Below are 23,890 nucleotides of genomic sequence, written 5' to 3'. Positions count from 1 at the left end.
GTCCAACGTATCCTGTGATCATCGAAGGAGAATGGGATGTCGGGACTCAGAACTTTCGTGGCTGCAATTGGATTTGCGGTGCCATTTGCGTTGGGCGCATCTGCTGAGGTGATTGACCGTGTGTCAGCCCCTCGGTTGGTGGAGCTGATCGCGGTAAATGGCTGGCCACATGATTTACAAAGCAACATGGACACGGGGGAGCCTGTGATCACCTTTGAGGCAGAGGGGGTGAAAATGGTGATGCGGGCGCTGGAATGCGAAAGCGACAGTTGCCAGACCTTGATGATATTTGCCAATTTTGATGTGGGGCGGCAATTGGCGGTGCAGGATTTTCTGGCTGTCAGTGATTTTAACGACGCCAATATGCTGGGGCGCTCTTATGTCAATTTGCAGGAAAACAAGATCGGATTGGACTTGGTGGTGGACCTGCGCGGCGGGGTCACAGAGGAGCATCTGCGTTTGAACATTGCGGAGTTTCCGGCGATGGTCAGTGCGTTTTTGGCGCATTACGTGCAGTTTTCAGAACATCTGGCGGCGCAGCAACGATAGGCTGAGGCAAAAAAAAACGCCCCAGAAAACTGGAGCGCTTAAAAATTGTGGGCTGTATGATCTTACTTGAGGATCGAACGGCCTGCGTATTCGGCGGTTTCGCCCAAAAGTTCCTCGATGCGGATCAACTGGTTGTATTTCGCCAGACGGTCAGAACGTGACAGCGAACCGGTTTTGATCTGGCCACAGTTGGTGGCGACAGCGAGGTCAGCAATGGTTGCGTCTTCGGTTTCACCGGACCGGTGCGACATGACGTTTTTAAAGCCCGCACGGTGGGCCATATCAACGGCTTTCAAGGTTTCAGACAAAGAACCGATTTGGTTCACTTTCACCAGCATCGCATTGGCAGAGCCTTTTTCGATACCAGTGGACAGACGCGCAGGGTTGGTCACAAACAGATCGTCGCCAACCAATTGCACTTTGTCGCCAATTTTATCGGTCAGCATTTTCCAACCATCCCAGTCATCTTCGTCACAGCCATCTTCGATGGAAATGATTGGGTAATCTTCGGTCAGTTTCGCCAGATATTCGACGTTTTCAGCAGATGTCAGGGAAATGCCTTCGCCCTTCATCTCGTATTTGCCGTCTTTGAAATATTCTGTCGCAGCACAGTCCAGCGCCAGATAGATGTCTTCGCCTGGTTTGTAGCCGGCTTTTTCGATTGCAGACATGACAAAATCAAGCGCAACACGGGTGCTGGCGAGGTTAGGCGCAAAGCCACCTTCGTCGCCGATACCGGTGTTGTGCCCCGCGGCGGAGAGTTCTTTTTTCAGCGTGTGAAAGACCTCGGCCCCCATGCGGATCGCTTCTTTCACATTGGTTGCCGAAACCGGCATGATCATGAATTCTTGGATGTCGATTGGGTTATCGGCATGTTCGCCGCCATTGATGATGTTCATCATCGGAACTGGCAGAACCCGTGCGGATGTGCCGCCGATATAGCGGTAGAGCGGCTGTGCGGTGAAATCGGCGGCCGCTTTGGCAACAGCCAATGACACGCCCAAGATGGCGTTTGCGCCCAGGCGGGCTTTGTTGTCGGTGCCATCCAGTTCGATCATTGCTGCGTCGATGGATTCTTGTTCGGTGGCGTCAAAACCAACCAGGTTTTCGGCGATTTCGCCGTTCACAGCCGCGACAGCTTCGAGAACGCCTTTGCCTAAATAGCGCGCCTTGTCGCCGTCACGTTTTTCGACGGCTTCATAGGCCCCTGTGGAGGCGCCAGAAGGCACAGCAGCGCGGCCCATGGTGCCGTCTTCGAGAATGACGTCAACTTCGACGGTTGGGTTGCCACGGCTGTCCAGAATTTCGCGGGCGTGAATATCAATGATGGTGCTCATTTGATTGTCCTTGAGACTGCGTAAGTTTGGCATCCTCATAGCAGCACAGACAAAAAAGTAAACGCCCTCTGTTACCGCTAACATCTAAGTCATTCTCCGTAAGGGGAATTATTTTCGATTTTACGCAATCTGACGTAGAATGGCGGTGGTGCTGAAACACCAAATGGCGCAAGAATTGCCCAAAACCCCCCTTAATGCGGCCAAATTGTTGATTAAAATGCGCCATATCGAGCGTTTCGCTGGCGATTGTGAAAATTTTGTTTATTAATTGGGTTAGGGGATAAGAGAATAAATGCAGGGACGGAGGACAGAGTGACCCAGTCAAAAGAACTGGCCGATACACGGATGTCGGCCGACCGGGCAAAAGAGGTTCTGACCGAGGCGGGAATGGGGTTGTTTGACCTTGATTTGCGTACCGGTGATTCCAATGTGAACAAATCGTGGAAGACAATGCTTGGCCTGCCGGCTGATGCGGTGATCTCTCCGCAAGACGAATTGATGGCGCGGTTGCATCCTGATGATGTGAAAGCGGTGCACGCGGCAGACAGCGCGTTGTTTGCGGGCGAGGCTGAGCGCAGCAAGACGACTTTCCGCCTGCGGCACGAAGAGGGCCATTGGGTCTGGGTGCAATCAGACGCTGGGGTGACCGGGCGCGACAACGATGGCAAACCAACCGGATTGGCAGGCATTCATATTGACGTGTCTGACCGTGTTGAAGAAGATAAAGCCAAAGACGAGTTTGTGGCGATGATCAGCCATGAATTGCGCACGCCTTTAACTTCGGTCCTTGGGGCTTTGAAAATGGTCAATAGCGGCAAAATTGGTGAGCTGCCGGGACCGGTGAGCAATTTGCTGCAACTTGCGCAGCGCAACAGCAACCGTTTGCTGCATATGGTCAATGAATTGTTGGATTTCAAATCATTGGAGAGCGGCGCGCTTTCCTATGATATCGGCACATTGGATGCCCGCGAGGTTTCTGCGGACGCGACATTGTCGATGCAGGGCTATTTGCAAGACGGGCAAAGCATTCGGCAGATTTTGCCTGACGGCGATGCCCCGCTTTGGATTGAGGCGGACGTCAATCGTTTGCATCAAATCCTGTCCAACCTGTTGTCAAACGCCGCCAAATTCTCGCCGTCTGAATCCGAAATTGAAATTGGTCTGGCCATAGAGGAAGGTCAGGTGCGCTATACGGTGCGCGACCATGGACCTGGTGTGCCAGAAGAGCTGCAGGGCCGGATGTTTACGCGGTTTGCGCAGGCCAAGTCTGGGGAAAAGCAGAAATTCAAAAGCACAGGGCTGGGATTGTCGATCTGTAAACAGATGACCGAAGGCATGGGCGGTGAAATTGGGTATTTCAACAATGACGATGGTGGCGCGACTTTTTGGGTCGGGTTCCCCTTGCTTAAGGATAAAGCGTCAGCTTGATCCAACCCGCTATTGAACGCGCATTTTCGAAATTGGTTTTAATGGGTCAGATTATTCAGCCGGGCGTTTTATAGGCACGCCATAGAGTTCCAGTTTATGACCGCGCAGTCGGTAGCCTAATTTGGCGGCAATTTTTTCCTGAAGTTTTTCGATGTCTGGATCCATGAACTCAATCACCTGACCGGTGGTGATATCGATCAGATGGTCATGGTGTTCGCGTTCTGCATCTTCATAGCGTGCGCGGCCATCGCCAAATTCCAGTTTGTCCAGAATGCCAGCTTCTTGGAAAAGCTTAACCGTACGATAGACGGTGGCCAGCGAAATGGCGGCGTCGCGGGCGCTGGCGCGGGCATAGAGTTCTTCTACATCCGGGTGGTCGCTGCTTTCCTGAAGAACCGCCGCAATGGTACGGCGTTGTTCGGTCATGCGCAGGCCCTGAGCTTCGCATCTGGAAATGATTGTGTCAGTGGTCATGCTGGCTCCGCGGCGGTCTGAAGTGTCTCAATACAATGCGTATCGTCGCATTTCTAGCGTCTTTGGCAAGTTATCCACGAGAAAACAGGCTTGACTGCAACAGGTTTTGGGCGCACATGCCCGCAACCTGTAGTTTGTAGCGTGAGCGTTTAGGCGAAAAGCCAGCTTCAGGACGCGTTCCCAAAATCACGCGTGGGGCGGCTGTCGGGCAGGGGTGCAAGAGGCACCCGCTGCGTATGGCGGCAACCACCTACGCCCGGATTGGGCGCGAAAGGACTATTTTATGGCTGACTTTGACGAGTTGGGCTTGCCCAAAAACCTTGTGGAACGTTTGGCGGCCCAAGGGTTGACCAAACCAACGCCGATTCAGGATCGGGCGATCCCTGAGGCGCTGAATGGCAAAGATGTCATGGGTTTGGCCCAGACTGGCACCGGTAAGACCTTGGCCTTTGGCCTGCCTTTGATTGCACAATTGCAAAGCTACGGCACCAAACCAACGCCGCATTCGGTGCGCGCCTTGATTTTGGCCCCAACCCGCGAGCTGGCCAATCAGATCGCTGTGGCCATACGTGGCTTGACCGAGGGCACACCGTTTAAGGTGGGCTTGGTTGTGGGTGGAGTGGCGATTAACCCGCAGATCCAACGCGTATCGCGTGGCACAGACGTGATTGTTGCGACACCGGGTCGTTTGATTGACTTGATCGAGCGTCGCGCCATTAAATTTGACGACACCGATTTTCTGGTGTTGGACGAAGCCGATCAAATGTTGGATCTGGGCTTTATTCACGCATTGCGCACGATCTCGAATGTTCTGCCAGCAGAACGCCAGACCATGTTGTTTTCGGCCACCATGCCAAAACAAATGAACGAAATCGCCACTTCATATTTGAAAAGCCCCGTGCGCATTCAAGTATCGCCTCCGGGCAAAGCCGCCGATAAGATCACCCAATCGGTGCATTTCATTGCCAAGGCTGAGAAGACCAGCCTGCTGATCGAATTGCTGGCAGAGCATAAAGACGAAGCCTCTATTGTGTTCACCCGTACCAAACATGGTGCCGAGCGGTTGATGAAAACCCTGGTGAAAAACAATTATGCGGCCACATCTGTGCATGGCAACAAAAGCCAAGGACAGCGTGAGCGGGCGATCAAAGCATTCCGTAATGGGGAAATCAAAGTGTTGGTGGCCACGGATGTGGCCGCGCGTGGCTTGGATATTCCGACGGTGCGTCACGTGTATAACTATGATTTGCCAAATGTGCCGGACAATTATGTCCATCGTATTGGCCGTACAGCACGCGCCGGTATGGACGGGGCTGCAATTGCCTTTTGTGCGCCCGATGAGTGCGATGAATTGCGCGCGATTCAGAAAGTTTTGAAATCGACAATCCCAACCGCCTCTGGCAACCCGTGGATGGATCTTGATGATCCAAGCCACAAGTCCAAAGGTCGTGGTGGTCGCGGCGGCGGTGGTGGCGGTGGCGGCGGTCGCAAATTTGGCAAGCCCGGCGGTGGGCGCGGACGCCCAGGTGGCGGCGGTGGCGCTGGCGGCGGTGGCAAACCCGGTGGGGCGCGTCGCAGTGGTCCACCGCGCGGCAAACGCGGCCCTAAAGCCGCGGCCAGCTAATCAATAAACCAATTGCCCTTGCATGACGCGTTTAGCGGCCCCCGATATGGTTATCGCGGGGCCGTTTGTTTTGAGATCAATGATGCTGTGCCGCCCCATGTCCTCGCCCTGATGAATGGTCAGGTGAAGATCGGTTTTGCCCAGATGTTGTAAAAGCGCGCCAAGGGCCGCGCAGGCTGATCCGGTGGCGGGATCTTCGTAGATGTTATCCAGAGGGGCGAACATACGGGCATGAACCGTGTCGCCGTTTTTGACATAGGAAAACTGTGCAAAATCTAGACTGTTGGGGTATTTTTGCGCCCCGGCGCGAAATTTGGCCACATCAAGCTGAATATTGGCCAGAGCGGCCCGGCTGTGCAGTTCAGTGATGGTAAATGGCAGGCCCACTGAGGCCAGGATAGGCGGCTGAATATCGGTTTTGATGTCAGACGATTTAAGCCCCAAAGCCGCTGAGACCTCGTCAAGCGTTGGCTCTGCGATGATCGTCAGCGGCACTTCTGTGGTGAAACGCGCCTGTCCCTGGGCGGCATGGCAGGCCAGAGGACCAACTCCCAATTCCAGTATCATATCACCGGCTGGGCCGATATCGGCCAGCGCCACAGCAGTGCCGATCACCGGATGGCCCGCAAAGGGGATTTCCATTGTCGGGGTAAAGATGCGCACTTTGGCGCGATGTCCGGGGATTGCAGGCGGAAAGACAAAGGTGCTTTCTGAATAATTGAATTCGCGAGCGATGCGTTGCAGGTCGTCTTCGGGCAAGGCTGTTGCATCGGGGACAATCGCCAGTTGGTTGCCACCAAATGCTTTGGCGGAAAACACATCATACACAAAGAAATCAGTCATTACGGTGGCCTTACATCAGGTCGGGTTCACGGCCCACTTTGTTGGCCAGTGGCGCCACTGTCAAACCCTGAACCACAATCGAGAAGATCACCACCACATAGGTCGCGGTCAGGATCAGCGGTTTCCATTCGCTGTCTGGCAGCGACAGCGCCAAAGCCACCGAGATGCCGCCCTTGAGGCCGCCCCAGGTCATGATCGGGATCACGCCTTGGCTGAACTCACGAAACGGCCGCAACAAAAGCACCGGGACTGCGACGGCGGTCAGACGGGCAACAAGCGCTAATGCGATCGAGGCGACTCCGGCCACCAGAAAATCTGTCTGAAAGGCGATGGCAAAGACCTCGAAACCAATCATCAGGAACAAAACCGCATTGAGGATTTCGTCGATCAGTTTCCAAAAGGCGTCGACATATTGGCGGGTTTGCGCTGTCATACCGTGTTTGGTGCCAATGTCGCCAATCAACAACCCCGCACAAACCGCCATGATCGGGGCAGAGACATGCAGATAAACCGCAAGCTCGTAGCCGCCAAAGGCCAGGCCAAGGGTCAGCAGAACTTCGAGGCTGTAATCATCTATGCGGCGCATGACGCGGAATGTCAGCCAGCCCAAAACAATACCCAAAAGTGCGCCGCCAAGGGCCTCTTGCACAAAGAGGGTGAGCGCGGCGGTCAGGCCAGACCCATGGTGATCATCACTGGGAAAGGCAATGCCTACCAGAACCAGAAAAACCACATAGCCGACGCCATCGTTAAACAGCGATTCCCCGGCGATTTTGGTTTCAAGGGTTTTGCGCAGGTTTGCTTCGCGCAGAACACCTAGCACGGCCACGGGGTCGGTGGGTGAAATCAATGCGCCAAACACCAAAGCGATCAACAGCGGCATGCCGGTGAGCCAGCTAAAGCCAACCCCCACCACGCAGGTCGACAGGGCCACACCCAGCGTGGCCATCAGGAAAACCACTTTCCATTGTTGTTTGAGATCTGCGAGTTTGACATGCAGCGCGCCCGCAAAAAGCAACAGACCGAGCATGCCTTCGAGCAGCGCATCAGAAAAGTCGATGCTTGTGATCAGCCCGCGCGCTGTTGTGGCAATGCCAAGATCGGGCAGCAAAAGATCCACCCCCAGAACGCCAAAACTGGCCAAAAGAGCCACCACTAGGATTCCGATAGCAGAGGGCAGTTTTAAAAACAGGTAATTGATGGCACCAAATGCGCCGGCGAGCACAATCAGCAATGAGGTAATTTGCAAAATATTCATAACAGTTCACTTTCGCGCGGCAATTTAGGGCAACATTAGCCGCCTAGCATGCAACCTGTGAAAACTCCACAGGTTTACCAACCTATTAAGTGCCGCAGAACGTGGCCAAAACCCGCTCGTTTTCGGCAGGTGGCGCTGTAAGGTCGCTTGTGTCCGCCGTGCCTTGAAACGGTGCGGCCAAGGCTGCGTGTAACCGGTGGAAGGGGGCAAAATCTGCGTTGACGCCCGCTTGGATCACCGCTTCGACCTGGTGGTTGCGCGGGATCAGATATGGGTTTGACATCCGCATGAGGTTTTCAGGGTTATCCATTGTATTCAATCGGTTTTCCCAAGTTTCGTGCCAGGATATATACGCCGCTTGATCGGTGAATTGATCGCGCGCGCTGCCATGTGACAAGGCCCGGAACGTGTTGGTGAAATCGGCGCTTTGTTCTGACATCATGTGCAGTAAGCCATTGATCAGCGCGTCGTCTTTTTCTGTGGGATTTGCCAGACCAAGTTTGGCCCCAAACGCGCGGCGCCAATTATGACGAATAAGCTCTGGCATGGCGTGAATGGCCGCGGTGAAATCTGTAACAGCCTGATCGGCGTCCGGCATCAATGGCACCAATGATGTCGCTAGTTGCGCCATGTTCCAAACGATGATGTCAGGCTGGTTGCCATAGGCATAGCGGCCCTTGCGATCTATCGAGGAAAACACCGTCATTTGATGGAAATTATCCATAAAGGCGCAGGGGCCATAGTCGATGGTTTCACCTGAAATGGCGCAATTGTCGGTGTTCATGACCCCGTGGATAAAGCCCACAGACAGCCATTTGGCAACGAGGCTGGCCTGCGCGGCGATCACCGCTTTCAGAAAGTCCAGCGGTGTGGTGGCTGTTGGGTAATGGCGATCTACGGCATGTTCAAACAGTGCGCGCAGGCCTTCTATGTCCTGACGGGCCGCAAGCACCTGAAACGTGCCCACGCGGATATGGCTTGCAGCAACGCGGGTGATCACCGCGCCAGGCAGCACTTTTTCACGCTGCACGGGTTGGCCGGTTTCAACAGCAGCCAAGGCGCGTGTGGTCGGAATGCCAAGCGCGTGCATGGCTTCTGACAGTAAATATTCGCGCAACACCGGACCAAGCCAAGCACGGCCATCGCCGTTGCGGCTGTAAGGGGTTGGACCAGAGCCTTTGAGCTGGATATCAAACCGCCCTTGATCGGTGTTGAGATCGCCCAGAAGAACTGCGCGCCCGTCGCCCAATTGCGGGTTCCAATGCCCAAACTGGTGTCCTGCGTATAGCTGGGCCAAGGGTTTGGCCCTGGCTGGGGTCTCGTTGCCAGCAAAGACCTGCGCGAGTTCTTCACTGTCGTCGTAGCCGGTGATGCCCAACTGCGCCGCAAGATTGTGGTTAAAGGCAATCAGACGCGGGGCGCTGACGGGTGTCGGCATCTGCAAGGAAAACAGCTGTGCCGGCAGGCGCGCATAGGCGTTATCAAAGGGAATGGATAGGGTCATGAAACCTATATAGGGGGGATATTGTGGGGGGGCCAGTTCAGAGCTTGAGGCTCATCAGTGAAAAGCGGTCCCGCAGTTTGAAATGGGCCCGACCATAAAGCCGTTGCACATCTTTATTGTCGCGTTCGACCTCGAGGTGGATGGCCTGAACGTCAGCCGATTTCAGCATGTTACGCAGCGACACCAAAGCATCAAGCGCCATGCCGCGCCCGCGCACGCCAGGGCGCACAAAGATTTCGTCAATAAAGCAATCCATACCGCCAAATTCGATCGACCAGCCAAACGTCAGCGTCACATAGCCAATCGGTGCGCGGGCCGGTCCCATGAGATAGACCGCGCCATAGGGCGAGCCATTAAGCAGCGGAATGATGGCGCGTTCCAATGCGGTCTCTTCAGTGCTCAAATCCAACTCGCGGTGAAAGGCTGTCACAAGCGGCATGAGCTTGGGCAGATCAGCTGGTTTTGCCAGATGCAGGGCGGTGCTCATAGGCGGGCCAGTCTTTCGGTCAAAAGCGCAAAGAAGCGATCAGCGTCAATCTGATCCATGAATTGTGCATTAGGTTTACGGTCGGTGACGCCCCACCAGTCTGCGACTGTCATGCCAAGGGTCAGATCAGAAGAGGTTTCGATCATCACGTTCACATGGCGGCCAGAAAACAGGTCGGGTTGCAGCAAATAGGCGATGACGCAGGGGTCATGCAAGGGGGCACCTTGAGAGCCGTATTTATCCACGTCAAACCGTTCAAAAAATGCGGTCATGTCTGCCATGGCGATCCCCGCGGTCGTGGCAGTGTCGCGCATCGCCTGAATGCGGGCTTTGGTTGTTAGTGCCTTATGGGTGACATCCAACGGCATGACGGTCAGGGGGCGACCCGAGCGAAACACGATATCGGCGGCCTGAGGGTCAACGTAGATATTGAACTCTGCTGCCGGGGTGATGTTGCCAACCTCAAAATACGCACCGCCCATCATGACGATTTCGCGCACACGGCTGACGATATCGGGGGCCTGTTTAAAGGCGGTGCCGATGTTTGTCAGCGGCCCAAGCGTGCAAAGGGTGACGCTTTGATCCGGTTCTTCGCGCAGGGTTTGGATAATGAAATCAACGGCGTGCTGGGTTTGCAGCGGCATTTTTGGTTCAGGCAGCTGGGCGGGACCATCCAGACCGGTTTTGCCATGCACATGTTCGGCGGTGACAAGCTTGCGCGTCATTGGAGCCTCACAGCCCGCAAAGACTTTGGTGTCAGGCCAACCGGCCCATTCACAGACAATACGGGCGTTTTTCTGGGTGAGATCTAGCGGCACATTGCCCGCAACTGTGGTGATGCCCAGAACCGTCAGATCTTGGGGGCTGGCCAAGGCCAGAAAGATTGCCGCCGCGTCGTCTTGGCCGGGGTCTGTGTCGATGATTATTTTGCGTGGGGTGCCGGACATTTTTTGCCTTTGAAGAGCGTTGTTTCAACCTTGGGTGCTGGTCGGTGGGATGTCCAGCAGAAAGCCCTTGGGTGGCGATGGTTTGCTTGCGGGCTGATATGGGGACGCTCTGGGGGCCAGCCCCCAGACCCCCGGAGTATTTCGGGAAAGATGAATGCAAAAGGGCACCCGAAGGTGCCCTGATTGTCAGTGTGAAATGATCACGTGTCAGCCGTCAAAATCGACGATATCCACCAACTTAAGAGCCGCGTCGCGTTTTGCGGCCAATGTCATCAGGTTGACGTCATCTGGTGTGAAGCTGCCCCAGTTCTTGACCAGGTCAATGGCTTGGGTGCCTTCGGCGATTGGATATTCAAAGTTCGCTTCGGCGTAGATTTCCTGCGCTTTTGGAGAGGTCAGGAATTCCATCATTTTCAGGGCCGCGTCTTTGTTTGGCGCTGATTTTGTCATGGCAACGCCAGAAACATTCACATGGGTGCCGCCGTTTTCAAATGTGGGGAAGATCACGTTTACGCTGTCGGCCCAGGCTTTTTGTTCCTCATCCGCCAGCATTTTGCCCATGTAGTAGGTGTTGCCCACAGAGATGTCACATTCGCCAGCCCAGATGGCTTTGACCTGAGCGCGGTCGTTGCCCTGGGGTTTGCGGGCCAGGTTGGCTTTTACGCCCTCAAGCCAAGCGGTTGTGGCGGCTTCGCCGTTGTGGTGCAGGACCGCAGAGGTCAGCGCCACATTATAGGCATTGGTGCCAGAGCGGATACAGATACGGCCGTTCCACTTGGGGTCAGCCAGATCTTCGTAGGTGGTGACCTCACCGTCGGCCACACGGTCTTTGGACGCATAGACGATGCGGGCGCGGGTGGTCAGGCCAAACCAGTGGTTTTCTGGGTCACGGTATTGGGCGGGCACGTTGGCAGTCAGCGTTTCGCTTTCAACCGCTTGCGTCAGGCCGGCATTTACCACGCCAGCAAGGCGGGAAATATCAACGGTCAGGATCACATCAGCAGGCGAACGCGCGCCTTCGGCTTCAAGACGTTCGATCATACCTTTTGCCAGATAGGCAACATTCACTTTGATGCCCGTTTCTGCGGTGAACGCATCGGTCAGCGGCTTGATCAGCTCTGGCTGGCGATACGAGTAAACATTTACCTCATCTGCAAATGCGGGCAGGGCGATCATCGTAGCGGCGGCTGCGAAGGCTGTGTTCTTGAGTGTCGCGAACATGTCTATACCATTCGTTTGTGTTTCGTTGGCCGTCTTTAATCCGAGTTTTTTAGTCGGGTCAATACCTGATATTTGTAGTCAGGTATTTTATGCCTTAGCCATTGGCTTTTTCTTCGCGTTTCACCACGTCCCATAGCGCGTCCATTTCCGCCAGATCGGATTGGCTAGGGGACTTTCCGCGCGCTGCCAGTTTTGCTTCAACCTTTTCAAAACGCCTGATAAATTTGGCATTTGTGGCACGCAGGGCGGCCTCGGGTTCGACGTTCATGTGCCGGGCCAAATTGGCCATCACAAACAACAGATCACCAAATTCTTCCTCGACTTCGGACTGGGTCAGCGTATCGCGGGCCTCGACCAGCTCGTGGCTTTCTTCGATGATTTTATCGATCACATGTGAGACATCGGGCCAGTCAAAGCCCACGCGCGCCGCACGTTTTTGCAGCTTTACCGCCCGCAAAAGTGCGGGCAGGCCTACTGCGACCCCATCAAGCGTGCCTTGTTGCGCCTTGGCAGCGCGCTCGGCGGCCTTGATGGTTTCCCAATCTTTGGTTTGTTGCTCTGCGGATTTGTCGCGATTTTCATCGCCAAACACATGCGGATGCCGGGCCACCATTTTGTCTGACATGGTGTCGGCCACCTCGTCAAAGCTGAACAGGCCCTTTTCACTGGCCATTTGGGCGTGAAACACTGATTGAAACAACAAATCGCCCAGCTCGCCCTTCAGCTCGTCCCAAGCTTCGCGCTCGATCGCATCAGCCACCTCGTAGGCCTCTTCTATGGTGTAGGGCGCAATGGTGTTGAAATCTTGTTCAATATCCCAGGGGCAGCCGGTTAGCGGATCGCGCAGGCAACGCATGATTTCAAGCAGTCGCGGCATGCCGCCCTTGGGATTGTGAATAAGAGAATCATCTGCCATGGGATTGCTGTCCTGTCGTTATCTGGGCGCATCTGAAATCAGAAGTTTGGCAGAGTAAAGAGCCGCGCGGGGGCAGGGTGCCGTGAGGTCAATCAAAGCCGGCATTTTCTTTTGCCCCTCTCAGGCCTATCTGAGGCCTTGGCATCAAAGGACATCGGGTGGCACGCAATAAGATGGGATTGTTTTTGGCAGGGCTCGTGGGCCTTTTGGTCTTGGCGTTGGCCTATGTGCGTTTTGCGCCAAGTCGTGCCGAGATCTGGCATGTTGGGCCTGCAAGTGTACAGGCACAGGCCTTGGCTGGTGGTGCGGTGCGGATTGTGCCCGGGTCGGCCCAGACATTGGCAGTATTACAGGATATCATTTTGGCAGAACCGCATACAAAAGTGCTGGCAGGCGCTGTGTCTGACGGCATGATCACCTTTGTGACCCGCAGCAAGTTATTAGGCTTTCCGGACTACACAACCCTTCAGACCACCGACAAAGGGCTGGTGGTCTATGGGCGTCTGCGGTTTGGCAAGTCAGATTTTGGCGTCAACGCTGCCCGTTTGGATCGATGGGTTGCTGCTTTGCCCGCCGTTCAGATCGGAACTCAGGCAGCCCGGTGAAATCTCGCGCCACATCGGGACATTCAGCGACATCTGGCACTGCGCCATGAACATGCGCCCGTCGACTTGCAGGCAGATAAATTCACCTAGTTCGACACGGCTGCCGGTCTTATCGGTGCAAAAGCAATCGATGGTGCGGCCACTCGGGGCGGTCACATCGGCCAACAAAGGCCCCGCCAGCATCAAAATCAACAAAGATAGACCAAGTTTTTGCATCCTCAGAGTGTATCACAGCTTGGGGCCTTGACCAAATCCCTTGGATAAGGAAGGTAGCCCCATGGTTCCTTTTGATCGTTTAGAACAGATTGCCCAACGCTTTGAGTTTCTTGAAGCGCAGATGGCAGAAGGCACAGCAGGCGCAGACATTGCGGCTCTGGCCAAAGAGTATTCCGACATCAAGCCGGTGGTGGAACAGATTGCAGCATACAAACAATTGCTTGCGGATCTGGAAGAGGCTGAATTGATGATGGACGACGCTGATATGCGGGAGTTGGCCGAGGAAGAGCTGCCGCAACTTAAAGCGCAGTTGCCGGAAATCGAAAAGGCGTTGCAATTGGCGCTTTTGCCCAAAGATGAGGCAGATGCGCGCCCGGCGATGATTGAAATTCGCCCGGGCACTGGCGGTGATGAAGCGGCCCTGTTTGCCGGTGATTTGCTGCGCATGTATCAGCGTTATTCCGAGAAACGCGGCTGGAGCTTTGACATCGTTGAGCTGAACGAAACCGAGCTGGGCGGGATCAAGGAATGTATCGCCAATATCAAAGGCGAGAATGTTTTTGCGCGTCTGAAATATGAAAGCGGTGTGCATCGGGTGCAGCGGGTGCCTGAAACCGAAAGCGGTGGACGTGTGCATACATCGGCGGCGACGGTCGCGGTTCTGCCAGAAGCCCAAGACGTTGATATCAACATTGAGGCTGGTGATATTCGCATTGATACCATGCGGGCCTCTGGCTCTGGTGGGCAGCACGTGAACACCACCGATTCTGCGGTGCGCATCACCCATATTCCGTCGGGGATTGTGGTGGTGTCGGCCGAAAAATCCCAACACCGCAACCGTGAAATTGCCATGGGTGTTTTAAAAACCCGTCTGTATGACGCAGAACGCCAACGGTTGCATGACGAACGCTCTGACAGCCGCAAAAGCCAAGTGGGGTCGGGGGATCGTTCTGAACGCATCCGCACCTATAATTTCCCGCAAGGTCGCATGTCAGATCACCGCATCAACCTGACGCTTTATAAGCTGGACCAGATCATGCAGGGCGATTTGGACGAAATTGTTGATGCGCTGACAGCGGATGATCAGGCCACACAATTGGCTGAAATGCAGTGATGCAATTGCGGCAGGTTTTGATGCAGGGCACGCGTGCCTTGCGTGAGGCGGGTATTCCGGGACCTGAACGCGATGCGCGTTTGCTGTTGGCCGAGGTGGTCGGTCTGCCAGTGGCACGCATGACGTTGGAACCTGACCTGGAAATCACAGAATCCCAAGCGGGCACATTTCATCAATTTCTGGCGCGGCGTGTGGCGCGCGAACCCGTGTCGCGCATCTTGGGGCGGCGCAGCTTTTGGGGGCGTGACTTTGAGGTGACGCCGGACGTGCTTGACCCCAGACCAGAAACCGAATGCCTGATTGCTGCGGCGTTAGAGCTGCCTGTGCCCAAACGGTTGATAGATCTGGGATGTGGCAGCGGCATTATTGCGGTGACCTTGCTGACGGAATGGCCCACAGCGCAAGCCGTGGCCTGCGATATCAGCGCGGCCTGCCTTGCGGTTTCTGGCAGAAATGCCACGACGCACGGGGTGCAAGATCGTTTGACCTTGGTACAGTCGGATTGGTTCGCAGAGATTGCCGGGGAGTTTGATCTGATTGTGTCCAATCCACCCTATATTACCGATCAGGAAATGACGGTTCTTGACCCGGATGTGGCCCTGCATGACCCACATTTGGCGTTAACGCCGGGTGGCGATGGGCTGTCGCCTTATGTGACGCTTGCAAAAGATGCCAAAGCTCATTTGGCCGACAATGGTACGCTGATGGTCGAGATTGGCTGGAAACAAGGGCGGGATGTTTGCGACATATTCATGCGCGCCGGGTTAAAGGACGTCCGGGTTTTGCCCGACTTAGATGGGCGCGATCGGGTTGTCTGTGGCAATAAATCGTCAAAATAGCGTGACATTAGGCGGATTTCAGACTTTTTTACCTAAAATTCATAACTGGCCCTTGTATGCTATGACAGAGCAGGATAACCAGAAATAGATCAAACGATGGATCCCCTGGCGGGGTGTCCCGTTGGTCGATATGCCCAAAATATTATGACCGCGCATTTCGCCATGAGGGCACTCGCAACGTCATAAAAAGCAGTGATTCCAAGGCTGGACAGCAAAACCATGAGATCTTCGAAATCCCGTTCGCGATCCAAGAATAACCGCAACAACAACCGTCCCTCCGGCAATATTGTCAATCGTGTTTTTGACAGCTCGGGTCCAGAGGGAAAGGTGCGCGGTACGCCGCAGCAGATCATCGACAAATACAACCAGCTGGCGCGCGATGCACAACTGGCCAATGACCGTGTCGCTGCAGAGAATTTCCAGCAACACGCAGAACATTATCTGCGCATGCTAAGTGACGCGCAGCGCGAAATGGATGCGCGCCGCGAAGAGCAAGAACGGCAGAATCGTGAGCGTCAGGCCGAGCGTGACCGGGAACGGGCGGCACGTGCTGAACGTCAGGAACGCGAATCCAACCAGCCATCGCCAGCCGCGGCCCCTGCGCCGCAGCCTGCTGTTGCCGCTGATCCGTCACAGGCACCGCAGCCTGATGTGGCCATGGAAGTGGTTGATAACCGTACAGACAACGGGCTGGTGGAAACACCCGAAGCCCCAGAAACAGCCAGCAAGCCTAAGCCACGGCGCCGTCCACGCCGCAAGGAAGAGGCGGCCGCGCCAGAGGCTGCTGAGAGCGATGCGCCCAAAGACGCTGCAGAGGAAAAACCAGCAGAGGCACCAAAACCGCGCCGCCGCCGCGCTAAACCTGCGGCCAAACCGGCGATTGAGCCAGAAGAGCCAAAAGCCGCAGAATAGCATCAAACAGATTATCGAAAAGGCCCAGACATTGTCTGGGCCTTTTGCGTTAGTGCGGGGTGTTTGGTTGCGGGCTGGCTAAAGTTTAGCCACCTGTCGTGCCAAAGCGCAGAATTCCTCGAGCGACACCCGCTCAGCGCGTTCGGTTGGCGCAATGCCTGCCGCGTTCAAGACGTCTTCGATGTCTGGAGAAATGCTTTTAAGTGAAGAGCGCAGCATCTTGCGCCGCTGATTAAAGGCTGTGGCCACAACCCGGTTAAGGGTCGCCGCGTCTGCTTCAAACCGTGGGGTTTCCAAAGCGGTCAAATGCACCACAGCGCTGTTGACTTTAGGCGGCGGCGTAAAGGTTTCAGGGGGCAGGGTGATCACAATGCGGGCGTCGGCGCGCCACTGGGCCAAAAGCGCCAGGCGCCCATAGGCTTTACTGCCGGGTTCCGCGACAATACGATTGGCAACTTCGCGCTGGAACATCAAAGTCAGGCTTTGCCAAAACGGCGGCCATTCTTTCGGCGTCAACCAACGCACCAGCAATTCAGTGCCAACGTTATAGGGCAAATTGGCCGCCACGCGGATTGGTGGGGTCAAATGCGCCAGCGGGTCCACTTCAAGCGCATCCCCGTTGATCACCTGCAATTTGCCCGGATAGGCTGCGGAAATTTCTTCGAGCGCCGGCATGCAGCGCGGATCTTTTTCGATCGCCAGAACACGTCGGGCACCTTCGGCCAGCAAACCACGGGTCAAGCCGCCAGGACCGGGGCCAATTTCAAGCACATCTGAGCCAGAAAGATCGCCGGCTTGACGGGCGATTTTAGCGGTCAGGTTCAGGTCGAGCAAAAAGTTTTGCCCCAGGGATTTGCGGGCAGACAAGCCGTGGCTTTCGATCACATCCCGCAAAGATGGCAAATTGTCGATGGTGGCCATGGGCTAATTTCCGATTTGGGAGGCTTTGGCACGTCGCGCCTCGGCCATTTTCTGTGCCAGACGCAGGGCTTCGATCAAGCTGCTTGGATTGGCGGTGCCCGTGCCAGCAATGTCAAAGGCGGTGCCATGATCTGGCGACGTGCGGATGAACGGCAGGCCAAGGGTGACATTCACACCCCGGTCAAAATCCAGCGTCTTGATCGGGATCAAGGCCTGATCGTGGTACATGCAGATTGCCGCATCATAGGTCTGGCGGGCCTTGGCATGAAACATGGTGTCCGCAGAATGTGGCCCAGAAATACGCATGCCTTCTTGTCGCAGCTTTTCAAGGACGGGGGCAATGATACGCGCATCTTCCCAGCCCATTTCCCCACCTTCGCCAGCGTGTGGATTAAGACCTGCCACCGCTAGTCGCGGATTTTCCAGCCCAAAAGAGTGCTGTAAATCTGCTTGGGTGATGCGGATGGTTTGTTCCAGTAGGTCGGGCGTCAGCGCCGCGGGCACGTCTTTGAGCGCAATATGGATGGTGGTGGGCACCACCCGCAGGGCGTCAGAGGCAAGCATCATGACCACGTTTTCACGTTTTGCCAGATGGGCCAGATATTCGGTGTGGCCGGGCCAAGGAAAATCTGTGCCGTCCTTAAGCGCTTTTTTGTGAATGGGGGCTGTGCAGATCGCCGAGGCTTGACCGCTGGCGCAAAAATCCACGGCTTTTGCGATGACGTCCACCACAGCTTTGGCGTTGCGCGCGTCCGGCTTGCCCGGTTGTGCTTTGCCGTCAAAGGACTGCGGCAACACCGGCAAGGCCTCGCGACAAACAGTGAGGGCCTGGTCTGGGGTGTTGATCTCTTTAAAGGGCACGGTGCCAGGCAAATGCGCAGGATCACCCAGCAGAAAAAATGCGCAAGTATCGCGCAGTTCCGACCAGGCTTGTTCCGCCAATTCCAAACCAACACCTGCGGGCTCTCCACAGGTCAACGCAATAGGAGCGTGGTTCATTTGATTTCAATGACCGCTTCGGCGCGCAATTGTTCCAAATAGCCATCCGCATAAGACGCCAAACGACGATTGCGCAGCGCATTGAGAACATTTTCGCGCGACGCTTCTTCGTTCACGGCGGCGGTGCGCCCACACATCATGATCAACAAAAGATGTTGGCCATCTGCGCTTGTGAGATTGGTCGAGATTTCATGCCGGTCCAGTTTGGCCAGTTCCAGCGCGATATCGCGTGGGATTTCTGAGGGCAGTCTGGAGTCTATTTGCAAGGCCTCTTCGGGTCCGCCAAAATTTGCGCCATAAAGATCATCACAGGTGTCGAGATCTGCCTGATAGGCAAGGGCTGCGGCATGGGCTTCGGGTGAATTTCCACCCGGAATTTTGAACACACCATATTCGATCGCTGCATATTGCACAGCAGGTGTGGGCAGTTCCTGTACATCGCGCATTTGAAAGACCGCAACGGCGCGCTCAAGCTCTAGGGGCGGCGTGACTTCACCTGGTTTGAGCTCTAGTACAACGGCCTGAATTGGGCCGGGCAGGCGATTAAGCGGCAGCCAATCCAGACGTCCTCCGTTTTCTTTGGTACGCGCTGCGGAAAACTGCGCCGCAGCCTGCGCAAAAGCCGCATAGGATTTGACCTCACTGATTTGGTTGGCCACGTCCAGAACTTGCGCTTCGGTTTCAGGCGTTACCGGAATGATCACTTCTGACAGCAAAACCCGCAGACCCGCTTGGCCTGCACTGCCAAGGGCCGCGTCAATTTCTGCGTCTGAAATTTGGATGCGCCCCCGGAAACGCGCAGCGACAACTTCGCGCCACAACAGACCATTGCGGACAAATTCCTGAAAGGTTTCTGCGTCAACGCCTTCTTGGGCGGCTGCTTTGATGAATTGTTCTGGTGTCAGGTTCGCGCGTTTTGCGAATTCTTCCAGACCAGCCCGCAAACCTTCAGGGGTGACTTCGATGCCAAGACTTTCGGCGGCGCTGCTTTTAAGGCGTTCCTCGATCAGTTCGTTGCGAGCAATTTTTTGCAAATCCCCAAAGCGGCGAATGGCCTTATAGAACTTGGCCCGCTGATCAACTTCGTACCAAGTCACAACCTTGTTGTTGACGGTTGCGGCTGGTGAAAAAAGGCTTTGGGCACTTAGGCTTGAAGCACTTGCCAGTAAAATACCTGCGGTGATTGCACCACTCAGAAAGGTCTTCAGCGTCATGGTCGTTTATCCTGCCGTCTGACTGCATGTTCTTGCATAGCTTTGATCGCTTGCATTGGTAGAAAAACCAAGGATCCGCACAATAAAGCTAAGGTCTGTTGATGGTTGTACACTAGTAGAAGATGTAAAGCGACGCGAGACCGAAAACCGCGCGTTCAGGCACTCATTTTGGTATTCAATTCCCAATCCTGCCTCTGCGGATGATTTGCTGGCAATATCGTACCGCCAATTGGCCAGACCGGTCCAATGACGTCCAAAGCGATAGCTGCTGTCCAAGTTCCACTCAGAGAGATTTGCGGCCCGGTTTTCCGCTGGATCTTGATCAAGCCAAATATAGGAGGCGTTGAGCGCGAGTTTGTCGTTGTTCCAACTGCCTCGGGCTTCGGCTTTGTTGATGCCATCAGAATCATCCAACAAAGTGCGCCCGGTGAATGTCAGACCATTTTCCATTTTTATCTGCCCGGCCACCAGCAGGTCCGATAGGGTGCCGCTGAGACCCGAACTGGATGTGAAATCGCTGTGAGGCGTTTCATGGATCACTTGGCCGACGGTCATGTGAGCCTGCCAATTGGGACCCAGACGCGTCCAATTCACACCCCATGCGCCCACCAAACCGCGTTCACGGCGATCATCAGAAGGAAACCTGGACAACGCCAACAAATTGCCTTCATCAAATTCAACCCGTGTACTCTCATCGTTTGCGATCAGATCGGGCGTTCCAAAACGCGCGCTTCCACCATGCCAGCCGACTTGCGCAACCGGTTCCAGAATATGGGTCACTTGCGCGTCGGTTGTGCGCATCATCGGAAAGCGCAGATGCGCGGCTGCGGACGGGGTCAGTTGCGTATAGCTGCTGTGGGCAAGAGTGGCGTCCTGACGAGTTGTAATCGCGTCTAAAGCAAGGTTGGTTTGCAGACCAAATTCCAGCCCGTTTGACTGCATCCAGGTGTTGCGCCACCCGAGTTCGGCGTTCACGCGCGACACATCACGTCCATCAACAACCCCGTCTGCATCGGTGTCGGTGTCGTCATTTGAACGGCGGTAGTGGCTGTGGGCTTCTAATTGCCAAAGACCTTCGCCGCCGAAAGATCCGGGAAAAAATCGCTTTTCCTTGCGAACAGAAAGCACAAGGGCTGGTAAAGTGCGGTTGTTTTCCGAGGCACGCAGCGAATTGAAATGTAAAAACGAGGTGCGGACATTTTCAATACGGTTGGTGCGGTGAATGGCCACTTCGCTGGTAAGCCGATCCAGATCCGAATAGTCATATTCCAGCAAATAGCCGTTATCGCTGGTCGCTTTCAGGTCAAAACTAAGCGTGTAGTCGCGCTGCAAATCAAATTCACCGGTCGCAAACCCATAAGCTCTTAAATCCAGCGCGCTGGTGTCGTCGTCGGAAATCGCGCCTTCAAACTGAATTTCGCCTGTGCGAAAGGCCTGCCGGTAACGCAGCTCAAGGGTGTTGGTTTTGGCGGACAGATAGGGGGTTACCGTCAAATCGCGATGGTCCCCCAATCGAATGAAATACGGGATTTTGACCCCGGTGCCCAAACGCGACTGGGTTCTGATCTCGGGAATAAGAAAGCCTGTCGAACGTTCAAGTGACGGATCAGGCAGGCGCAAGCGCGGCAAATAGAGCACCGGCACGTCAAAGATGCGAAATTGCGCCTGATCAAAATACAGCTGCTTTTCAAGCTGATCATGGCGCACCCGTTTGGCGCGGATTTGCCAAAGGGGCGGACGACCATCTTTGCAGGTTTTACAAGAGGTTGCAGTGGCATATTCAAGTGTCGAATAGCGCCCTTGCGTGCGGCGCATCTGACGCGCCGTCAGCTCTACTTGTTGGTGTAAAACCACCCGCGCGCTTTGTAACAGACCGTTTTGCAGATCTGTATCCAGTTCCGCAAAGCTGGCAAAAACCTCTGTTGTTGTGCCTTCGGTAATCTTAATCGGCCCTTCGATGGTGATCAAATCCGTTTGGCTGTCATAGATAAGCGCTGTGGCTGTCAAACGGGTGTCACCGCGCAGGGCTTCGATATTGCCACGGGCTGTCAACAAGTGGCCTCCCCGCAGAAACACCGAGTCCGCGATCAAGATCAGGTTTTGTTGCGCCTGCTGGGATTTGGGCTGTTGCTGGGCATGACTTTCGGGCGGCGTCGCCATCAAAAGGCCAGCCAGGGACAAAGACACCAAGAGTTGTTTGCAGCGCATCATCCGTCTTCCATGTGCAAAAGCAGACCCATCGCCAATAAAACGCTGGCGATCGGCGGAGCCCATGCGGCGAGTTCGATTGGTATTTGTCCGTTCTCGCCCAAAATCTGAGCGAAATTTCGTATATAGTAAAGTCCAAACCCTGACATGGTGGCGGCCAATGCGGCAACACCAGTGCGGCCAAAGCGGGTGTGGCGCATGGTGAAGGCAGCTGACACGAGAACCATGGCGATCAGGAACAATGGCTGTGCCAGTTCCATGTGCAGCCACATGGTGTGACGTCGCGCAGAAAATCCGGCATTTTCCAATTGCACGATCAGCTGTGGCAGATCCCAGACCGAAACAGCGCGGGGCTTGCCAAAACTGTCGCGAATCTGATCGCGGGTCAGCGTGGTCGCAAGATCATAGGTTTCATGGGTCGTTGACAGGGCTTCGGCATTTTGGCCACGTTCCAACGGCCAGATCTTGGCCCCGGTCAAGGACCAGCTTTGGGCTGTGAGTGTCGCGCTTTCCGCCTCGATGCGGCGCAGGGGGCCGCCATCCGGGGCATAGGCCATGAATGTCACAGCCTGCAGCTCGGTGGCGTCGTGGTTGGCGCTATTGGCATAGATAACGGTCTGGCCATCCGCGCTGCCCTGCCGCAACCAAATGCCATCCCGGCCAATCGATAGAATACTGCTGCCGTCCTGATGGTAAAACGCCACCAACTCGTCATAGCGTTTTGTGGTCGATGCCACGATTGGATTAAGCGTTGTCACCCCAAATATGCCAATCATCAGCGCAACAAATACCGGCGACAAAAGCGATGTCAGCGCCGAGCGTCCGCTGGCGCGTGCCACGACCAATTCGCTGCTGCGCGCCAGACTAAGGAACAGCGCCAACGAAGATAAGATCATGATCAACGGCATGATCTGGTAAAGCTCTTTGGGGATATGCAACAGCATCAGGCGCAAAATGCCGATAAAACCAATAGTGGACGTATCAAATTTGCGCAGTTGCTCGACCAGATCAAACAGCAGCAGCAAAATGAGAAACACGCCCGTCAGGCCAAAAAAGAACCAGATGAATTTGCGGGCAAAGTAGAAATAAAGCGTCATGATTTCACCCTACGCCGCAGTGAAATCGGATAGGCTTGGCTGGCAAGCATCAGCAGCGCAATGCCAAACCCCAGGGCGGCAGGCGCATACATTAAGATCCAGACATCCGCATTGTTACGTACCGGCGCACTAACACCGTTTTTCATCGCCTCAAGCACCACAAGAATGATAAAGGCCAAGACGATTTGTTGCCAGACACCAAACCGACTGAACCCGCCCAACAGCAATGTGGAAAACCCGATCAAAGCCGCAACAACACACATTAGTATTTGCGCCACCCGCCCGTGTAATTCAGCGGCGATCCACCCCTTGCTCAGCTCAAGACTGCGCGCCACGCGGGCAGGCTCTTGGATAAGCTCGAGAGATGGGATGCGGCGCAATGCACGCTTTTGATTGCTGCTTTGACGCAAAAATGCGCTAATATCATAAGAAAAGTCGGCAAAATTGGTGGTAAACAGCCTGCCATCATCGCGATTTTGCACCTGCGCCAAACCATCGACCATGATTAACTTGGGTCCAAACTCGTCATTGATCAGATAAGCCTCGTCTGCGGTATAAGTGATCGATTGCGCGGCGTTGCTGCGATCGGACAAGAACACGTCATGTAAAACTCCGTCAGTGCTGATGTCGCGAATATAGAATGTGACGTTTTCTGACGGGTGCAAAAACGTGCCTTCGGTCAATAGACGCGCCGTGGCGTTTTCAGCAATTTCGCGTTCGCGGATATCAAGCTGTGAAAGGCTGGCAGGCACCAGATACAGCGACAGCGCTGCCATCATGATACCGACGATAATGCCGAAATTCAAAACTGGCCTCGCCAGACGCCAAGGGCTGAAACCGGTGGCTTGCATCACGGTCAGTTCGCTTTCGCTGGACAGCCGGTTTGTCACATAGGTTGCGGCGGCAAAACCAGCGATCGGCATGATCAATTTGATCACCGCAGGCAGGCTAAGCACGGTGAATTCGACGAAGACAAAGATCGATTGTCCGTCGGCGATCAGCCGGTCAAACAGCACCACGGCCCGGTTGACCCAATAGACAGAAACCAGCACCAGCGCAAAGAAGCTAAACAGCATCATAAGTTGCGACAGCATATAGCGGTCGAATCTGTTCACTTCTTGCCCCCCCAGGCAAATGGATCTTTGCGCCACATTAATGCAAATGCGGGTCGGGGAAA

General features: G+C 55.0%; 23 protein-coding genes. 7 read left to right on the top strand and 16 right to left on the bottom strand.

All coding sequences use genetic code 11. The annotated features are described in order from the left end of the window. The first annotated feature begins 36 nt into the window (after positions 1-36). Positions 37-549 carry a YbjN domain-containing protein gene (locus ABXG94_RS04655; protein WP_353532606.1) on the top strand — a complete coding sequence of 171 codons (513 nt, stop codon included), beginning with the start codon at positions 37-39 and terminating at the stop codon, positions 547-549. 62 nt (positions 550-611) lie between these two features. Here the strand turns inward: ABXG94_RS04655 and eno are convergent, their stop codons facing one another. Continuing rightward, positions 612-1,886, bottom strand: coding sequence for a phosphopyruvate hydratase (gene eno / locus ABXG94_RS04650; protein ID WP_353532605.1), 1,275 nt, complete (start codon positions 1,884-1,886; stop codon positions 612-614). A gap of 312 nt (positions 1,887-2,198) precedes the next feature. Here eno and ABXG94_RS04645 point away from each other — a divergent pair, with 312 nt between their 5' ends. Continuing rightward, a complete protein-coding gene (locus ABXG94_RS04645; protein WP_353532604.1) occupies positions 2,199-3,314 on the top strand; it encodes a PAS domain-containing sensor histidine kinase in 1,116 nt (371 codons plus the stop codon). Positions 3,315-3,365: 51 nt separating this feature from the next. On the opposite strand, the gene ABXG94_RS04640 is transcribed toward ABXG94_RS04645, so the two are convergent. Continuing rightward, a complete protein-coding gene (locus ABXG94_RS04640) occupies positions 3,366-3,788 on the bottom strand; it encodes a Fur family transcriptional regulator (RefSeq protein WP_353532602.1) in 423 nt (140 codons plus the stop codon). Positions 3,789-4,071: 283 nt separating this feature from the next. Between ABXG94_RS04640 and ABXG94_RS04635 the strand changes: the two genes are divergently transcribed. Continuing rightward, a complete protein-coding gene (locus tag ABXG94_RS04635) occupies positions 4,072-5,412 on the top strand; it encodes a DEAD/DEAH box helicase (protein ID WP_353532600.1) in 1,341 nt (446 codons plus the stop codon). Here the strand turns inward: ABXG94_RS04635 and ABXG94_RS04630 are convergent, their stop codons facing one another. The 7 genes from ABXG94_RS04630 to mazG all read right to left on the bottom strand — a co-directional run bounded on the left by ABXG94_RS04630 (position 5,413) and on the right by mazG (position 12,588). After that, positions 5,413-6,255 carry a PhzF family phenazine biosynthesis protein gene (locus ABXG94_RS04630; RefSeq protein ID WP_353532599.1) on the bottom strand — a complete coding sequence of 281 codons (843 nt, stop codon included), beginning with the start codon at positions 6,253-6,255 and terminating at the stop codon, positions 5,413-5,415. It lies immediately after the preceding gene. A gap of 10 nt (positions 6,256-6,265) precedes the next feature. Further along, positions 6,266-7,513 (bottom strand): cation:proton antiporter, encoded by a 1,248-nt coding sequence (locus tag ABXG94_RS04625; RefSeq protein ID WP_353532598.1) that lies wholly within the window; start codon positions 7,511-7,513, stop codon positions 6,266-6,268. A gap of 85 nt (positions 7,514-7,598) precedes the next feature. Continuing rightward, the gene (locus ABXG94_RS04620; RefSeq protein WP_353532597.1) at positions 7,599-9,017 is read right to left on the bottom strand and encodes a protein adenylyltransferase SelO; all 1,419 of its coding nucleotides are present in this window, start codon (positions 9,015-9,017) and stop codon (positions 7,599-7,601) included. Positions 9,018-9,054: 37 nt separating this feature from the next. Next, positions 9,055-9,504 (bottom strand): GNAT family N-acetyltransferase, encoded by a 450-nt coding sequence (locus ABXG94_RS04615; RefSeq protein ID WP_353532595.1) that lies wholly within the window; start codon positions 9,502-9,504, stop codon positions 9,055-9,057. After that, positions 9,501-10,451 carry a nucleoside hydrolase gene (locus tag ABXG94_RS04610; RefSeq protein WP_353532593.1) on the bottom strand — a complete coding sequence of 317 codons (951 nt, stop codon included), beginning with the start codon at positions 10,449-10,451 and terminating at the stop codon, positions 9,501-9,503. The genes ABXG94_RS04615 and ABXG94_RS04610 overlap by 4 nt, the downstream gene beginning before the upstream one ends. A gap of 207 nt (positions 10,452-10,658) precedes the next feature. After that, entirely contained in the window at positions 10,659-11,672 is a 1,014-nt protein-coding gene (locus ABXG94_RS04605; RefSeq protein ID WP_353532592.1) for a Fe(3+) ABC transporter substrate-binding protein, read from the bottom strand. A 94-nt stretch (positions 11,673-11,766) separates the two neighbouring features. Further along, positions 11,767-12,588, bottom strand: coding sequence for a nucleoside triphosphate pyrophosphohydrolase (gene mazG, locus ABXG94_RS04600; protein ID WP_353532591.1), 822 nt, complete (start codon positions 12,586-12,588; stop codon positions 11,767-11,769). A 158-nt stretch (positions 12,589-12,746) separates the two neighbouring features. Between mazG and ABXG94_RS04595 the strand changes: the two genes are divergently transcribed. Next, positions 12,747-13,193, top strand: coding sequence for a DUF1499 domain-containing protein (locus ABXG94_RS04595; protein WP_353532590.1), 447 nt, complete (start codon positions 12,747-12,749; stop codon positions 13,191-13,193). On the opposite strand, the gene ABXG94_RS04590 is transcribed toward ABXG94_RS04595, so the two are convergent. Next, positions 13,107-13,409, bottom strand: coding sequence for a hypothetical protein (locus ABXG94_RS04590; RefSeq protein ID WP_353532589.1), 303 nt, complete (start codon positions 13,407-13,409; stop codon positions 13,107-13,109). The genes ABXG94_RS04595 and ABXG94_RS04590 overlap by 87 nt on opposite strands. A gap of 61 nt (positions 13,410-13,470) precedes the next feature. Between ABXG94_RS04590 and prfA the strand changes: the two genes are divergently transcribed. The 3 genes from prfA to ABXG94_RS04575 all read left to right on the top strand — a co-directional run bounded on the left by prfA (position 13,471) and on the right by ABXG94_RS04575 (position 16,274). Next, complete coding sequence (gene prfA / locus ABXG94_RS04585; RefSeq protein ID WP_353532588.1) at positions 13,471-14,523, top strand: peptide chain release factor 1; 1,053 nt, start codon at positions 13,471-13,473, stop codon at positions 14,521-14,523. 20 nt (positions 14,524-14,543) lie between these two features. Continuing rightward, positions 14,544-15,362: a peptide chain release factor N(5)-glutamine methyltransferase gene (prmC, locus tag ABXG94_RS04580; RefSeq protein ID WP_353532587.1), complete on the top strand. Its 819-nt coding sequence runs from the start codon at positions 14,544-14,546 to the stop codon at positions 15,360-15,362. A gap of 219 nt (positions 15,363-15,581) precedes the next feature. Beyond that, positions 15,582-16,274: a DUF4167 domain-containing protein gene (locus ABXG94_RS04575; RefSeq protein ID WP_353532586.1), complete on the top strand. Its 693-nt coding sequence runs from the start codon at positions 15,582-15,584 to the stop codon at positions 16,272-16,274. A gap of 78 nt (positions 16,275-16,352) precedes the next feature. On the opposite strand, the gene rsmA is transcribed toward ABXG94_RS04575, so the two are convergent. From rsmA to lptF, 6 genes are read right to left on the bottom strand one after another with little or no spacing between them, the layout of a single operon-like run. Beyond that, the gene (rsmA, locus tag ABXG94_RS04570; RefSeq protein ID WP_353532585.1) at positions 16,353-17,195 is read right to left on the bottom strand and encodes a 16S rRNA (adenine(1518)-N(6)/adenine(1519)-N(6))-dimethyltransferase RsmA; all 843 of its coding nucleotides are present in this window, start codon (positions 17,193-17,195) and stop codon (positions 16,353-16,355) included. Positions 17,196-17,198: 3 nt separating this feature from the next. Continuing rightward, the gene (pdxA, locus tag ABXG94_RS04565; protein WP_353532584.1) at positions 17,199-18,194 is read right to left on the bottom strand and encodes a 4-hydroxythreonine-4-phosphate dehydrogenase PdxA; all 996 of its coding nucleotides are present in this window, start codon (positions 18,192-18,194) and stop codon (positions 17,199-17,201) included. Further along, positions 18,191-19,408 carry a peptidylprolyl isomerase gene (locus ABXG94_RS04560; protein WP_353532583.1) on the bottom strand — a complete coding sequence of 406 codons (1,218 nt, stop codon included), beginning with the start codon at positions 19,406-19,408 and terminating at the stop codon, positions 18,191-18,193. The genes pdxA and ABXG94_RS04560 overlap by 4 nt, the downstream gene beginning before the upstream one ends. 6 nt (positions 19,409-19,414) lie before the next feature. Then, positions 19,415-21,619 carry an LPS-assembly protein LptD gene (locus ABXG94_RS04555; RefSeq protein ID WP_353532582.1) on the bottom strand — a complete coding sequence of 735 codons (2,205 nt, stop codon included), beginning with the start codon at positions 21,617-21,619 and terminating at the stop codon, positions 19,415-19,417. Next, positions 21,616-22,713, bottom strand: a complete 1,098-nt coding sequence (gene lptG / locus ABXG94_RS04550) for an LPS export ABC transporter permease LptG (protein ID WP_353532580.1) — start codon at positions 22,711-22,713, stop codon at positions 21,616-21,618. The genes ABXG94_RS04555 and lptG overlap by 4 nt, the downstream gene beginning before the upstream one ends. Beyond that, the gene (lptF, locus tag ABXG94_RS04545; protein WP_353532579.1) at positions 22,710-23,828 is read right to left on the bottom strand and encodes an LPS export ABC transporter permease LptF; all 1,119 of its coding nucleotides are present in this window, start codon (positions 23,826-23,828) and stop codon (positions 22,710-22,712) included. Before lptF ends, lptG begins: the two co-directional genes overlap by 4 nt. Between the last annotated feature and the right edge of the window lie 62 nt (positions 23,829-23,890).

The organism is Cognatishimia sp. WU-CL00825, assembly GCF_040364665.1.
Taxonomy (GTDB): Bacteria; Pseudomonadota; Alphaproteobacteria; order Rhodobacterales; family Rhodobacteraceae; genus Cognatishimia.
This window is presented reverse-complemented; position numbering and strand designations above follow the sequence as displayed.